Genomic DNA, 13,496 nt, shown 5'->3' with positions numbered 1-13,496 from the left:
CCGGGCACCGTCGTGCGATCTGCTTCGCGCAGGATCGTGACCATCTGTTCTTCTGAAAATCGACTCTTCTTCATGGGCTCCTCTTCGGGCGGGAGCCATCTTCCTAGAAATCAATGTCTCGGAGAAAGCGGGCAGGTCACCTCGCCCTGGCGCCAGGCTCGAACGAAGTCAGTGACGGCCGAGTAGCCGCCGCTGTAGCCCGCCGCCTTGATCTCGGCGTGCAGCGCGCGTGCCGTGCGCCGCTCATGCTTGGGCCGTCGCGCATCGGCCGTCAATGCCTGCTTCAGCGCCGTCTCGAATGCACTCAGCTTGTTCGGCCGTGCTTCGCGCCGGTACTTCGGCGCCTCGGCAACCGGTGCACGCAGCCACTTCGACACCGTGTTGCGAGACAGCCCCGTCATGCGCGCTATCTCGCGCTCTGACAGCTTGTCCCTCACGTGCAGCCGTCGGATCCTGCCAATCAAGTCCATGGTGATCACTCCTCGAACCCCGCTGCTTAAATAAACAGCAGGGTAGGTTGAACACCTGGCTCACTTTTACTTCGGCACTACCTACAAAACTGGCTCAGTTTCCGGTCGGCGCCAACAGAAGAGATAAGAGAGTCCTTGCAGATGGAGTTTCTCGCCCTAAAGAGGGCCGCGGGGACGAACTCATGAAATGGAATCGAGCTGTAACTTGCGGATGCCCCAAAAAGCACGATCGCACAGTTATCGTGACTATATTTGAGGAGCCCCTTGGAGTACATCGCATCCATGCCTCGTTCCGAGCTAAGTAAGCTTGACTCGTCGGAAGACCTCGCTCGTCTGAATCGCAGCCGCGCGTCGGTCGCCCATATCGACGAGGCTATCGAGCGCCCTCAACAACTTTCGCGCAAGGGGTTCAGGAAGCTCGGCGTCTCGCTCCGAGAAGCGCTGAATGAGGCTCGCGACCCGTGCTGGCACGAGCGTGCCATTCCAGCCCTGCGGCCCGGCTACGCTCTGCAGGACCATCTCTAGTCTTACTGTGTCATAAATGACATAATTCGATTTTCCGGACTTCGAGCTGGAGGATCGATGAATGCAGCAGAGCGTTTTGATCGGTATCTTGAGCACCTGAGCGAAGGCCTTGGTCACGCTGACCGGCACGCCGGCCTTCGCGGTTACTGCACGGGCTTGATGCTTCCGCTGTCACGCAAGAGCGTGGAGCCCATGGCCGCGCGGGTCGATCCGATGCACGCGAGCGCCCGGCACCAGTCACTTCACCACTTCGTGGCCAAGGCCGAGTGGTCCGACACCCAGATGCTGCGACGCGTGTGCCAGTGGGTGATGCCCAAGATGGACTTCAGCCAAGGCGGCTGGTGGATCATCGACGACACCGGATTCCCGAAGAAGGGGCGCCATTCTGTTGGTGTCACCCGTCAGTACTGCGGGATGCTGGGCAAGCAGGATAACTGCCAGGTGGCAGTGAGCATCTCCCTTGCAAGCAGCCAATGCAGCCTGCCCGTGGCTTGGCAGCTGTACCTGCCCGAGGACTGGGCTTCAGATCCGGAACGCCGCGCCAAGGCTGGTGTTCCCGACGAAGTGCGCTTCGCCACGAAGACGCATATCGCGCTGCAGCAGTTGCGCACGCTGCTGGATGAAGGCGCACCGCGCTATTGCGTGCTGGCCGATGCGGGCTACGGGGTGGACAACGCCTTTCGCCAAGCGCTCAGCGACATGGGCTTGCTCTACGCGGTAGGTGTCACATCTGCCGTGGTGGTCTGGCCGCCTGGCGTTCAGCCGCTGCCACCCAAACCTTACAGCGGCATGGGCCGCCCGCCAGTGATGCCCGGCGCACGGCGGCGCTGCAACCCGTGAGCGTCAAGGCATTGGCGCAGTCCCTGCCAAGCCGAGCGTTCCAGAACATCAGCTGGCGAGAGGGCACCAACGACACACTGAACGGCCGCTTCGCGGCCGTGCGAGTGCGCCACGCTGGAGGCAATACGGGCAAGGCACGTCTGCGCCCCGAGCAGTGGCTGCTCATCGAGTGGCCGGCAGGCGACGCTGAGCCAAGCAAGTACTTCCTGTCCACCCTGCCAGAAGACACGCCGATCGACGAGTTGGTCGGCGTTGCCCATCAGCGCTGGCGCATCGAGCGCGACTACCAGGATCTGAAGCAGGACTTCGGTCTCGGCCACTACGAGGGCCGAGGGTGGCGGGGGTTCCATCACCATGCCGCCTTGAGCATCGCGGCCTACGGGTTCCTGATGGCTGAACGCCTCGTCGCCGACAAGTCTGTCGGCGGCAAAAAAAACTTCATCCAACGCCAGGTGCCTGCCCTTCCCAAGGATTACATCCCCCGCGGCAGTCCTGCGCGCACAGCGCCACGTGGCGACGTCGATCACGACGCTGCGCCATCGACTGAGCTATCTGTTGATCGCTCGTCTTGGCCAGTGCCCCTGCTGCGGAAGGGCAGACGTAAAGCTACTCTTGTGACACAGTAAGACTAGGGAACGTCTGATCAAGTCATAAATTGGCTCGATGACCAGTGTGCGTATGGTCCCGCGGCGCTGGCAGGCTCGTCGTACCGAGCATTCCACGCGGTTGAGAGCCTCTGCGGCCCCTTCACGCTACCTGCGGGCGCACTTGTCCCGCCATTGCAATCAGCTTTCTTCTGGCCATCCACAGGTTCGACAGCGCAAACAGCGTGATCACGTGTGCCGTGTTCTTGGCCAGCCCCTTGAACCTCACCTTCGCCAGGCCGAACTGCCGCTTGATCACCCGGAACGGATGCTCGACCTTTGCTCGGATGCTGGCCTTCTGGTATTCCTGCTTGCGCGCCCTAGCCTTGGCTCGGCTCTGCGTCACCTTCGCTATGTCGCTGGGCCGACCAGCAATGTGCCATTGCACGTTGCGCTTTACCCGGCTCTGTGCTCCGCGATAACCCGAGTCCGCCCACACCGCGTCCTCTTTGCCGTGCAGCAGATCGCTCACCTGTTCCACGTCCGCCTCGTTGGCCGCTGTGGTCGTCACCGTGTGCACCAGCCCCGAGTCTGCGTCCACGCCGATGTGCGCCTTCATACCGAAGTGCCACTGGTTGCCTTTCTTCGTCTGGTGCATCTCCGGATCTCGCTCGCCCGTGCTGTTCTTGGTGGAGCTCGGGGCAGCGATGATGGTTGCGTCCACGATGGAGCCGCGCTTGAGCAGCAGTCCCTTCCTAGCCAGGTGGGCGTTGACCTGATTGAAGATGTCTTCGGCCAGATCGTTGGCCTCCAGCAGGTGGCGAAAGTTCAGGATGGTCGTCTCGTCGGGGATCGCCTCCAGACCGAGTCCGGCGAACGTGCGCAGCGAGGCGATCTCATACAAGGCTTCTTCCATCGCCGGGTCGCTCAGGGCGAACCAATTCTGCATCAGGTGCACGCGCAGCATGGCTTGCAGCGAGTAAGGCCGACGACCTCGCCCTGCCACTGGATAGTGGGGTTCGATGACCTTGAGCAGCACCTTCCACGGCACCACCAGTTCCATCTCGCCAAGGAAGACTTCGCGCCTGGTCTTTTTCCTCTTGCCCGCTTGCTCCGCATCCGCAAAACTGATCTGGCTCATCGCTCTTGCTCCTTTGCAGGGTTCAATCATTCATGCAAGAAACGTGCTCTTGATCAGACCTTCCATAGAGTTCGAGAAAGCTCAAAAAGCTTAGGTCGGTGTCTATGAGACCGGCAACAGCCCAATGAGCCGACGTCAACGGCATGGCTGCGCAACGGCCTCTTCGCACCGTTCGTCCTCGCGTACGCCGATCATCTGACCGCTCGGCAGTACGCGCCGAGTACCACGCGGGCCGACCTCGGCTGCGTTGCGCACTTCTCGCACTGGTGTTGCCGACGATCGGTCGACCTTAGCGATCTGCGAGGTCTCACCAGGGATTTCACCCAAGACCACTTGTCTCAGTGTGACTGTGCACGGCGCGTGCAGACGTGCCCTCATCAAGTTCGGGCGGCGCTGGGCCACTTGCTGACCGTCCTCGCCGATTAAGGCGTTGCCGCTGCCGCTGGTCCAACGACCCCCCAACGACGCCGTGCTGCAGCGCTTCGATGAACACCTGCAGCAAGCTTGTTGATTTCCATGGAAATCAACAAACGGCTTACCTTTTGCGATCTCAAAGCGAGCGCGTGCCGCTGCGGAAGGTAATAAGAAGACTGATTCTCTTTGGCATCCCGGGCACATTGCGATGCGCCTCTTTGCTCTTGCGCTCGACCTGCTTACCCTTGGCGCTTTCGGGCTTGCGCGGTCGAACTGTCCTTTTCGCGCGCGGCCGCCTTCCGACCAGGGTTCGAGACCGCATGAAACTGCAGCCGTATCGGCATCTGCTCCGACGCCCGGAATCCGTGGCGTGGTGGCTGCTGCTCGCCATGTTGCTGGTTGCCCTGCAGCCCTTCATCGCCATCCATTTTCGCGATGACGGCTGGGAGGACGAACCCGGCTTTCGCATACGCGCGGTCAGCGCCACCGTGCAGTTCGAGCCCGACGAGCGGCCCGGCCACGTGGCCAGCCCCGAGACCACGGTGTTCGTGCCCTCGGGCGCCAGCATCGACCAGCCCGATGCATTCCACGACGCGCTGGCCGGCCTGATGGCCCTGGTCCTGGCCTTGCTGCCTTTGATCGTGCTCCTGCCGGTGCCTCGGACGCCTTCCTCGCGCGGCCCGCTCGAGCGTCCGCATGCACGTTGCCGGGCACCTCCGCCCACCGCCGCATGGCGCCACCTTCCGCCCAAGACTGCGCCCCCTGCATTGACCTGAGCAGCGACTTCGCCATGCGACGTCGACCCTGCTGCGCGCGCTCGCGCAGCGATCTTGTTCAGTGTCGAAAGGTTCTATCGTGAATTCATCTTCCAGCCGCGCGCGCGTCCATGGCGCCATCGGCATCCTGCTTCTTGCCGGCGCAATGTCCGTTGCGCCGCGGGCCATGGCCGCTCCTGAAGAAATCCAGGTCTATCTCGACGACATGAGTGCCCCGGGGCAGTTCGGTGTCGATGTCCACAACAACTATGTGGTCTCCGGCGCGTCCAGCCCGGGCTACGCGGGCGAGCAGCCGCCGCGGCATGTCTACCGCCTCACGCCCGAGTTCTACTACGGCGTGAGCGACACGCTGGAGCTCGGGCTCTACGTGCTCTCCAGCCGCGCTCCCAATGCCGACCCCAAGGTGGATGGCGCCAAGGTCCGCATCAAGTACATCGCACCGCACGACAAGACACAGGGGATGTTCTGGGGCGCGAACCTGGAAATCGGCAAGACCAGCCTGCGCGTGTCTCCCACCGCATGGAACGCCGAGCTCAAGGGCATTCTTGGATACCGCACCGGCCCCTGGACGCTGGCGGTGAATCCCAACATCGACTGGAGCCTGTCGCCGCACGGCGGGCCCGTCACGCTCGACGTGGACGCCAAGATCGCCTATGCCCTGAACGACAAGACCCAGATCGGTGTGGAGACCTACAACGAACTCGGTCCGCTGTCGCATCCCGATCCGCTGCGCAAGAACAGCAAGACGCTGTTCGTGGCGCTGGACCACGAGTTCGATCGCTTCGATGTGAACGTCGGCATCGGAAAGGGCCTGACCGGCGAAGCCGACCGCTGGCTGCTCAAGTTCATCGTCGGTACGCATTTTTGAGGGCACGCGACATGTCCTGGAAAAATTCGACCTCCCACTACGGCACAGCCGTCATTGCCTTTCATTGGCTGATGTTGCTGCTGCTTGCCGCCGTCTATGCCTGTATGGAACTGCGCGGGCTCGCGCCCAGGGGCAGCGATCTGCGCAGCGCGTTGAAGCCGCTGCATTTCCTGCTCGGTCTGAGCGTGCTGGCGCTGGTGGCCGTGCGGCTTGCCGTGCGCTGGAGCGCGGGCGCTGCGCCGGAGATCGTGCCGGCACCGCCCGCGTGGCAGCACAGGCTGTCTCAGCTCATGCACTTGGCGCTGTACGCCTTCATGATCGCCACGCCCTTGCTGGGCTGGCTCACACTCAGCGCCGAGGGCAAGCCCATCGTGCTGTTCGGCCTGTCCGTGCCTTCGCTGTTGGGGGCAGACGAAGCCCTGTCGAAGCAGCTCAAGGATGTGCACGAGACCCTGGCTACGGCCGGCTATTTCCTCATCGGGCTGCATGCCGCCGCGGCGCTGGTCCATCACTACCTCACGCACGACAACACGCTCCTTCGCATGTTGCCCGGGCGCTCTTCACGCTGACTGCCAACTTCCCATGAAATCACTCCACTACCGCGCGCATGCCGAGCGCCATCGCACCGAACACATCGGCTGGCTGCGCGCCGCCGTCCTGGGCGCCAACGACGGCATCATCTCCACCGCCAGCCTTGTCGTGGGCGTCACCGCCGCCCACGCCAGCCACGAGGCCATCGTGACGACTGCCATCGCGGGTCTGGTCGCGGGCGCGATGTCGATGGCCGCCGGCGAGTTCGTGTCGGTGCATTCGCAGGCCGACACCGAGAAGGCCGACCTCGAGCGCGAGCGCATCGAACTCGCCACGGAGCCGGACGCGGAGCACCGGGAGCTCACGGCGATCTACGTGCGCCGCGGTCTCGAGTACAAGCTCGCGCAGCAGGTCGCCGCGCAGCTCATGGCCCACGACGCGCTCGGGGCGCACGCGCGTGACGAACTCGGGATCTCGGAAACACTCAGCGCAAGGCCCTTGCAGGCCGCGCTGGCGTCGGCAGCGAGTTTTGCCGTGGGTGCTGCGCTGCCGCTCGCCGTGGTCGCGTGTGCGCCTTCCGACGCACTCCTGCCGTGGACCATATGCACCGCGACCGCCTTCCTCGCGCTGTTGGGCGCTGCCGCCGCCAGGATCGGCAGCGCGCCTGTCGCGCGCAGCGTGTGGCGCGTGGCCTTCTGGGGCACACTGGCCATGGGAATCACGGCCGGCGTGGGAACCCTGTTCGGCGTGCAGGCGTGAGACCCGCCGCTTCGCGGTCGATGCGGCGGGCAGGCCGCTCGGCGTGTGCGCCGCGGCGGTTCGGACGCATCCAACGGACAGCCGAAAGCGCGCCGGCCAGGCACAAGCCGAACACGAGCCCCGCGGCAATGTCCAGCGGAAAGTGCACGCCGACGTAGACACGCGACCACCCGGTGAGGCTCGCCAGGACAACGAGTGCCCATCCGGCGCGACGCAGTTCATCGCGCATCAGGAAGGCCGCCGCGACGAAGAACATCACGGTTGCATGGGTGCTCGGCAGCGAGCCGCTCGCGTCGTGGGTGATGTAGCCCGGCACCAGCCCCTGGACGAAAGGCCTCTGAAAGTTCAAGGCCGAGGCCAGCGTGTGCGACAGCAGCGACGCCGCGGCCGCGCCCGCGATCACGACGAGGAGATAGGCGCGCTCGGACGGCTTCTTCCATCCCGTCCACAGCAGGATCGCCGCGCTGGCGGGGCCGCCCCAGAGTGCCATCGTGCGACCTGCAAGAAGCGCCCACGAACCTGGATCTTCGCCCGCTGCGATCCAATGCAGCAGCGCGATATTGAGCGCGTTCATGATGCACCCCGCATCGTTGCCCTGCCTGCGCGTTCAGGCGACTCGCGGATTGAACGGGCGAGCGCATAGGGGGTGCTCGTCGAGCACCATGGAATCGAAGTCATGTGAACCTTTCGGCCAGAAACAAGAGGGCCGGCCGCGCGAGCGCGCAACCGGAGATGACGTCAGGCGACGTCGCTTGTCAGGCCGTCAGGGGAGGAGCAGCGGAGGGAGGTTGAGTTCGCCACAGCGCAGTCGCAGGGGGAGCCCCTCCGGTGTGCGGCACGCACTCGCACATGGCGCGCGCTGCAGGCAGGAGGAGCCGCATCAACACCACCACCAGGGGCAGCACCAGGAGCACGAGCGCCATCAGCGCTTCGATGCCTTGCTGGAATGCATCCGGCGTGTCGACATGCGCGCCCGCCGGGGCGTACAGCGTCGTCTCGAGCTCTTTCTTGTGGTCCGCCCGGTCGTCGGGAGAGAACAATGCCATGGCCTCCACATTGCGCACGCGAAAGCCGGGCTCGTCTTCCCAGCCGTCCTGGCGGAAGTGCGTGAACAGGAAAGGCTGCAACATCGAAAGCACCACGCCGGCGAAGCACCACCACAGGCAATGCGTTGCGGCGAGACGACGAAGGCGGGCGTTGTTCACGTAAAAATTTTATCTGCCACTTGCTGTTTCTGGCTGACTGTGCACGTCAGGTTTGCGTCGAAATGGAGCAAGTCCCGCGCGCGGAAGTACTGGCTCGAGCGTCGTCAATGCCAACCGTGCATTCACGGCACGGACATCGCGCCGCGCTCCACCGACGAGGAACCACTGGCTGGCCAGCATCCCGCTCGGCAGCGTGAAGTGCTCGGACTCGGCCTTGGCGCTCTCGGGCGCACGGACCAGCAGCATCGGCACCGGCGACATGCGCAGGATGTGCTCCGCGCTGCTGCCCATGACCCAGCGGCCGACTCCGCCCCGACCGTGCGTGCCGATCGCCGTCACGCAGCCGCTTTGGGAAGAGCTACACACATGGCTGCAGTTGGAACGTGCCCGCGGGCACGTCGGCAGTGCCACGGCCAAGACCCCGAATTACAGCTTGAACGCTTGGGAGGCGCTGACGCGCAATCTGCGCGATGGCGAAGTAAACGTGGATAACAACCATTGCGAGAATCTGATCCGTCCATGGGCGCTCGGAAGAAAAGCATGGCTATTTGCAGGCAGTGAGCTGGCCGGCCAGCGCGCCGCCATCGTCATGAGCCTCGTGCAGTCGGCAAAGATCAACGGTCACGACCCGCACGCGTACCTTAATGACGTGCTGACCAGACTGCCCACACATCTGAACAGCCGCATCGATGAACTGCTGCCGCACAACTGGCAGCACAGATCGGAAGTAACTCGGGGCCCACTGCAGCCGATCTAACAATCCCATCTTAGCCCCCGAGTGCCTCTACTTGGACACGCGATGCGCTGTCCCTGTGTGAACTAACTTCGGCTTGACGAACGGACGGACCTCGCGCAATCTCAGCCGAGGGGAGCGTCTGTGATGAGAGAGGGTTGAAATGATGATTCGCATTCGTTTGCAGGGCGCATGCCTTGCTCTTCAACGCGAAACATTGACCATGCTTTTTGCATATGGCTCCGTCGGCCTATGGGTGATTTTTTGGTTTGGTGACTAGCGGCAATTCGGGGGAAGGGGGCCTCGATTCAGCGGTAGCGACGCGAGAATTGAGCCAAGGCGTTCAATGACCTTTTATGGCTGACAGCCGAAATCTAGCTCGCGGGCCAGGTAAGCATTGCTTGGTCAAGATGGTATTACTGGTCGCTTACGCTGCGCGCGGTGGTGTTCGAATTCTCCGAGGGCCGCGGAGGGGGGCATGCCCGCGCGTTCCTCGGCCTTGGCGGCGAGCACAGCTGGCGCAGGACACTGGTGTGCGATGACTTCTCAGGTTACAAGGACTGCTTCGAGTTCGGCATCACCGAGGTCGGCTGCCTGGTGCACGCGAGGTGCAGGTTCCACGAGCTATGGGGTCAACCATGGCAGCCTGGTGGGTAAGCAAGCCTTGAAGTTCTTCGGCGAGCTCTACGACATCGAGCGCGACGTAGCCGCTCTTGCGGGCGAGGAGCGCAAGCGGATCCGCCAAGAGCGCGCCCGCAAGGTGGCCGATGCGCTGCACCAATGGCTTATTGCGCAGCGGCAGAAGGTGCCCGAGGGGTCAGCCACGGCCAGAGCCATCGACTACAGCCTCAAGCGTTGGCGGGCGCTCACGCGCTACATCGACGATGGCGACCTCCCGGCGGACAAAAACCGGGTGGAGAACCAGATCCGGCCCATCGCCCTGGGCAGGTCAAACTGGCTCTTCGCGACCAATCATTTGCGCACCAACTCTGATCGGAGGCGGGGCCAGCTAGTCAAGATTCCTGAGCGAGTCCTTCCTCTTTTTTCAAAGTTGTTTCATTGGCGGCAGCACATTCAAACTCAGCCCAGGAAAGCCCATCCAACCGCAGCCGCGAGAAACACTACGATCACGGGTGACACGCGGGCGTAGACCAGCAGCGCAAACGCCGCGAGGGCCGTGGCGAAGTCGGTGCGCGTGTGGATCGCACTCGTCCAGACGGGATCGTACAAGGCAGCCAACAGAATGCCGACGACGGCCGCGTTCACGCCCGCCATGGCAGACTGCACGCCCTTACGTTGGCGCAATGCATCCCAGAAAGGCACTGCCCCCACGACGAGCAGGAAGGCTGGCACGAAGATGACGACCAGCAGCGCGATGCCGCCCGTCCAGCCAGCAAATGGTCCATGCATAACCGCGCCCAGGTAGGCCGCGAAGGTAAACAAGGGCCCGGGCACGGCCTGCGCAGCGCCATATCCCGCGAGGAATTGCTCGTTCGTGACCACACCGGCCGGAACCACCGTCGCCTGCAGCAGCGGCAGCACCACATGACCTCCCCCGAACACGAGGGCGCCGGCACGATAGAAGCCTTCGATGACCGTCCATAGCAGCGACTGAGTCACAGCCGCGATGATCGGCAGGCCTGCAAGAAGACCGAAGAACAGGACCAGGGCAATGGCGCCCGCTCGTCTCGAGACTCCATAGCTGCGATGCACTACCGCCTGCTGCGGAGGCAGCTCCAGCAGCCGCCAGCCGACCACACCGGCAACCGTGATGGCAATGACTTGCGAGAGCGCCGTCGGCAGGACGAGTACAAGAAGCGCCGCGACGAGGGCCATGGCGGCGCGCATGCGATCTGGGCACAGGTTCTTGGCCATGCCCCACACGGCTTGCGCCACCACGGCCACGGCAGCAACCTTCAGGCCGTGCACCGCACCGCTTCCCGCAAGCGTGCCCCAATGCTCGATGCCGTAGGCGAACAGGATGAGCGCAAAGGCAGATGGCAGCGTGAAGCCGCACCAGGCAGCCAACGCTCCCAGCCAGCCGGCACGCGTCAGCCCGATGGCCAGCCCAACCTGACTGCTGGCTGGGCCGGGAAGAAACTGGCACAGCGCCACCAGGTCCGAGTAGCTGCGCTCGTCGAGCCAGCGACGGCGCTCGACGATCTCGGCACGAAAGTAGCCCAGGTGCGCAACTGGCCCGCCGAAGGAGGTGAGTCCGAGTTTCAGGAATGCTAAGAGCACCTCGAAGGCGTTGCCGCGTTGCTCTACGGCTGCGAGTTGAATGTGCTTTTCAGGGGGCATGTCGCAATCGTATGTCGCCCCGATGACTTCTACCCATGTCAGTCGGCTTGGAGTGAACCTCTACGGCTGGACTACCGGGCAAATCAGAACTGATACGCTGGCCGAGCCTTCAACCAAGAGAAGGTCATGTCATCGAGAGGTCCGTACCGGCGCTACGCGCCGGAGTTCAAGATCCAGCTGTGCCAGAACATCCGTAGCGGCGCCATCGGGCGCCGTGATGCGACCAAGAGGTACACGCTGTCGACCAATCTGATTCAGCTGTGGCTGACGCAGTACGACCGGGGCGAGCTCAGCACCGAAGAGGCCGAAGCATCGGTCATCGCGGAGTACGAAGCCAAGATCGCTGCGCTTGAGCGCAAGGTCGGCCAGCTCACGATGGAGCTGGATCTGGTCAAAAAAACGCCACGCCTGGATGCCCGCCAAGCCTTTGCCTCTATTTCGAGCCGCCGCGGTCCGTGACGCGAACCTGGACGCCCGAAAGTTTTCTCGGGCGTATCAACTTCTGGTTGGAAAAAACGGCCCGTGGGGAGCTGCATCCCGCGGATCAACCCGTCGAGCAGCTCTTTTTCACCACCTCCAACGAACTGGTCCTGCCGTGGAACGTTGACGCCCTTCTGACAGAGAATCCGCAACAAAAATTGACCTTTTCGAGGGAGTCAAGCGCACGGAGCACAGCGCTACCTTCCTGCTGCAACTGCGCCTGGAGGGTGTCAAGCGCAGTCCGAGCCTTTCCTTGGTGAGTCTTCGGTTGCCCCCCGTCGTGCATGGGCGCATCGAAGAAGACCCTCCAACGCTCGGCCTGCTGGCTGAGATGCTGAGCGCACGCGGCGTCGATCTGGTTGCCGCGCTCGAACTGGCAATCAGTACCTCCGTGGGAAGCAACGGTGCCGCCGCCGCAACGGACAGCACCGGAACCGTCATTCTGCTTGACATGCCGATCACGCGCGCGCTGGACGTCCCGGCGGAGCGTTGTGCAAGACGCGCTTATCTGGTCAACCACGGCGAGCTTAAGCTGGGCGAGATGATGGGCGAGCTCCATCGGGTCGGCGATAAGTACTGGCGAGTGAAGCTGCTGGAGCCGGTGGCCAAGTCGGAGGCGTGGACAATGGTTGAGATCGAGGCGATCGAGGTACTGCAATGCGTCGATCAAGCGGCCGCGCGGCGCCAGGCAGGCACCGTCGGCTCCGGGCCCATGGCAACACTGGTTGGCGCTGGAGCGCTCGGCGCGACGATGCTCGATCTGTGGGTGCGTTCGGGTTGGGGAGAGTGGACAGCCGTCGACAAGGACCATATCAAGCCGCACAACCTGGTGCGTCACCCTGCGGATCTTCGGCATCTGGGCCACTATAAGGAACAGGTTGTTGCCGCTCGCGCCAAAGAGATACGCGATGGCGCGGCGGTCGTTACGCCGGTGCATGCGGATGCATGTGATCTGGTTGATGGAGGTCTCCTGCCAGCCCTGAGCAGCGGGAGACTGGTCGTGGATGCCTCCACGACGTTGGAGTACCCGAGACTTGCAAGTGCACATGATGATGCCGGTCGTCACGTCTCCGTGTTCCTGACGCCCTCCGGGTCCGGGTGCGCCCTGTTGCTAGAGGATGCGGCGCGGACGACGCGTCTTAGATCGCTGGAGGCTCAGTACTACCGTGCCGTCATTGCGCAAGATTGGGGTGAGCACCACCTTCAAGGGAGCGCTGGTACGTTCTGGAGCGGCGCAAGTTGCCGGGATATTTCGGTGGTGATGCCGTATTCCTCGGTGCAAGTCCACGCCGCGCTACTGGCAGAGCAAGTTCAGAAGTTGGTCACGTCCGACGGGGCTTGCGTCCGCGTCTGGTCGCGCGAGACTGACACTGGCACAGTCGTGATTCATGAACTCTCCGTGCATCAGGAGCACCGGATCGCATTCGACGACATGGACTTGTTCATCGATGCAGGTGTCACCGCAAAGATGTGTGCGATGCGTGAACACCATCTTCCCAACGAGACAGGCGGAATTCTGCTTGGCTATCACGACTTGAACATCAATGCCATCGTTGTCGTGGATGCACTCGAGGCGCCTTCCGATAGTCGCTCATCGCCTGGTCATTTCGAGCGGGGGGTGGAGGGCGTCGCGAGCGCGGGGCGGGAAGCCTCCAGGCGAACCGCCGGGATCGTCGGCTACGTGGGGGAATGCCACAGTGATCCAAAAGGCCATGGCGCCGATCCAAGTGCTGATGACTTCTATCAGCTGGTGTACCTGGCACTGGGGATGGCACAGGACGGGCTACCTGCAGTGTCGCTGATTGCCGGCGACAAGGGTGACCTGCGGGCCATGAAGGCCGCGGTGGGCTCATGAACGGGTCGGCGTTC

At 63.2% G+C, this 13,496-nt stretch carries 12 protein-coding genes and 4 pseudogenes; 10 read left to right on the top strand and 6 right to left on the bottom strand.

What is annotated here, in order from left to right; translation table 11 throughout:
* Positions 1-140: 140 nt before the first annotated feature.
* Positions 141-470 (bottom strand): annotated as a pseudogene (locus tag L3V85_RS34160) (helix-turn-helix domain-containing protein); the annotation flags it as partial.
* A gap of 582 nt (positions 471-1,052) precedes the next feature.
* On the opposite strand from L3V85_RS34160, the pseudogene L3V85_RS34155 reads away from it, so the two are divergent.
* Positions 1,053-2,461, top strand: a pseudogene (locus L3V85_RS34155) (IS701 family transposase).
* 121 nt (positions 2,462-2,582) lie between these two features.
* On the opposite strand, the gene L3V85_RS34150 reads toward L3V85_RS34155, so the two are convergent.
* The gene (locus tag L3V85_RS34150) at positions 2,583-3,560 is read right to left on the bottom strand and encodes an IS5 family transposase (protein ID WP_237676982.1); all 978 of its coding nucleotides are present in this window, start codon (positions 3,558-3,560) and stop codon (positions 2,583-2,585) included.
* A 734-nt stretch (positions 3,561-4,294) separates the two neighbouring features.
* Between L3V85_RS34150 and L3V85_RS34145 the strand changes: the two genes are divergently transcribed.
* The 4 genes from L3V85_RS34145 to L3V85_RS34130 all read left to right on the top strand — a co-directional run bounded on the left by L3V85_RS34145 (position 4,295) and on the right by L3V85_RS34130 (position 6,908).
* Positions 4,295-4,750, top strand: a complete 456-nt coding sequence (locus tag L3V85_RS34145) for a hypothetical protein (RefSeq protein WP_237676981.1) — start codon at positions 4,295-4,297, stop codon at positions 4,748-4,750.
* Positions 4,751-4,829: 79 nt separating this feature from the next.
* Positions 4,830-5,618 carry a hypothetical protein gene (locus L3V85_RS34140; RefSeq protein ID WP_237676980.1) on the top strand — a complete coding sequence of 263 codons (789 nt, stop codon included), beginning with the start codon at positions 4,830-4,832 and terminating at the stop codon, positions 5,616-5,618.
* Positions 5,619-5,629: 11 nt separating this feature from the next.
* The gene (locus L3V85_RS34135; protein WP_237676979.1) at positions 5,630-6,187 is read left to right on the top strand and encodes a cytochrome b; all 558 of its coding nucleotides are present in this window, start codon (positions 5,630-5,632) and stop codon (positions 6,185-6,187) included.
* A 13-nt stretch (positions 6,188-6,200) separates the two neighbouring features.
* Positions 6,201-6,908: a VIT1/CCC1 transporter family protein gene (locus L3V85_RS34130; protein WP_237676978.1), complete on the top strand. Its 708-nt coding sequence runs from the start codon at positions 6,201-6,203 to the stop codon at positions 6,906-6,908.
* On the opposite strand, the gene L3V85_RS34125 is transcribed toward L3V85_RS34130, so the two are convergent.
* The 3 genes from L3V85_RS34125 to L3V85_RS37570 all read right to left on the bottom strand — a co-directional run bounded on the left by L3V85_RS34125 (position 6,868) and on the right by L3V85_RS37570 (position 8,404).
* The gene (locus tag L3V85_RS34125) at positions 6,868-7,482 is read right to left on the bottom strand and encodes a phosphatase PAP2 family protein (protein WP_237676977.1); all 615 of its coding nucleotides are present in this window, start codon (positions 7,480-7,482) and stop codon (positions 6,868-6,870) included. The two genes, L3V85_RS34130 and L3V85_RS34125, sit on opposite strands and share 41 nt — an antisense overlap.
* Positions 7,483-7,663: 181 nt before the next feature.
* Positions 7,664-8,113 carry a hypothetical protein gene (locus L3V85_RS34120; protein ID WP_237676976.1) on the bottom strand — a complete coding sequence of 150 codons (450 nt, stop codon included), beginning with the start codon at positions 8,111-8,113 and terminating at the stop codon, positions 7,664-7,666.
* Positions 8,114-8,122: 9 nt separating this feature from the next.
* The gene (locus L3V85_RS37570; protein WP_298854122.1) at positions 8,123-8,404 is read right to left on the bottom strand and encodes a hypothetical protein; all 282 of its coding nucleotides are present in this window, start codon (positions 8,402-8,404) and stop codon (positions 8,123-8,125) included.
* Positions 8,405-8,501: 97 nt separating this feature from the next.
* Here L3V85_RS37570 and L3V85_RS34110 point away from each other — a divergent pair.
* Positions 8,502-8,870: pseudogene (locus L3V85_RS34110) on the top strand (transposase domain-containing protein); the annotation flags it as partial.
* Between the two features lie 384 nt (positions 8,871-9,254).
* A pseudogene (locus L3V85_RS34105) lies at positions 9,255-9,813 on the top strand (IS66 family transposase); the annotation flags it as partial.
* Between the two features lie 113 nt (positions 9,814-9,926).
* On the opposite strand, the gene chrA reads toward L3V85_RS34105, so the two are convergent.
* Positions 9,927-11,147 (bottom strand): chromate efflux transporter, encoded by a 1,221-nt coding sequence (gene chrA / locus L3V85_RS34100; RefSeq protein ID WP_237676975.1) that lies wholly within the window; start codon positions 11,145-11,147, stop codon positions 9,927-9,929.
* A 126-nt stretch (positions 11,148-11,273) separates the two neighbouring features.
* Here chrA and L3V85_RS34095 point away from each other — a divergent pair, with 126 nt between their 5' ends.
* The 3 genes from L3V85_RS34095 to L3V85_RS34090 are packed head-to-tail and all read left to right on the top strand — an operon-like array spanning position 11,274 to position 13,482.
* Positions 11,274-11,606 carry a transposase gene (locus L3V85_RS34095; protein ID WP_237676974.1) on the top strand — a complete coding sequence of 111 codons (333 nt, stop codon included), beginning with the start codon at positions 11,274-11,276 and terminating at the stop codon, positions 11,604-11,606.
* Complete coding sequence (locus tag L3V85_RS37565; protein ID WP_366492085.1) at positions 11,603-11,887, top strand: hypothetical protein; 285 nt, start codon at positions 11,603-11,605, stop codon at positions 11,885-11,887. The genes L3V85_RS34095 and L3V85_RS37565 overlap by 4 nt, the downstream gene beginning before the upstream one ends.
* Positions 11,888-11,895: 8 nt before the next feature.
* The gene (locus L3V85_RS34090) at positions 11,896-13,482 is read left to right on the top strand and encodes a ThiF family adenylyltransferase (RefSeq protein WP_237676973.1); all 1,587 of its coding nucleotides are present in this window, start codon (positions 11,896-11,898) and stop codon (positions 13,480-13,482) included.
* Positions 13,483-13,496: the final 14 nt, after the last annotated feature.

The organism is Variovorax paradoxus (genome assembly GCF_022009635.1).
In the GTDB taxonomy this organism is placed as follows: Bacteria; Pseudomonadota; Gammaproteobacteria; order Burkholderiales; family Burkholderiaceae_C; genus Variovorax.
The sequence above is the reverse complement of the archived record's forward strand: the minus strand, read 5'-3'. Positions and strand labels throughout refer to the sequence as shown.

What these genes read in the sequence shown, in the direction of transcription:
- L3V85_RS34130 (WP_237676978.1), top strand. Translation starts at nt 6,201, where the DNA reads ATGAAATCACTCCACTACCGCGCGCATGCCGAGCGCCATCGCACCGAA.
- L3V85_RS34150 (WP_237676982.1), bottom strand. Translation starts at nt 3,560, where the DNA reads ATGAGCCAGATCAGTTTTGCGGATGCGGAGCAAGCGGGCAAGAGGAAA.
- chrA (WP_237676975.1), bottom strand. Translation starts at nt 11,147, where the DNA reads ATGCCCCCTGAAAAGCACATTCAACTCGCAGCCGTAGAGCAACGCGGC.
- L3V85_RS34145 (WP_237676981.1), top strand. Translation starts at nt 4,295, where the DNA reads ATGAAACTGCAGCCGTATCGGCATCTGCTCCGACGCCCGGAATCCGTG.
- L3V85_RS34125 (WP_237676977.1), bottom strand. Translation starts at nt 7,482, where the DNA reads ATGAACGCGCTCAATATCGCGCTGCTGCATTGGATCGCAGCGGGCGAA.
- L3V85_RS34095 (WP_237676974.1), top strand. Translation starts at nt 11,274, where the DNA reads ATGTCATCGAGAGGTCCGTACCGGCGCTACGCGCCGGAGTTCAAGATC.
- L3V85_RS37570 (WP_298854122.1), bottom strand. Translation starts at nt 8,404, where the DNA reads ATGGGCAGCAGCGCGGAGCACATCCTGCGCATGTCGCCGGTGCCGATG.
- L3V85_RS34135 (WP_237676979.1), top strand. Translation starts at nt 5,630, where the DNA reads ATGTCCTGGAAAAATTCGACCTCCCACTACGGCACAGCCGTCATTGCC.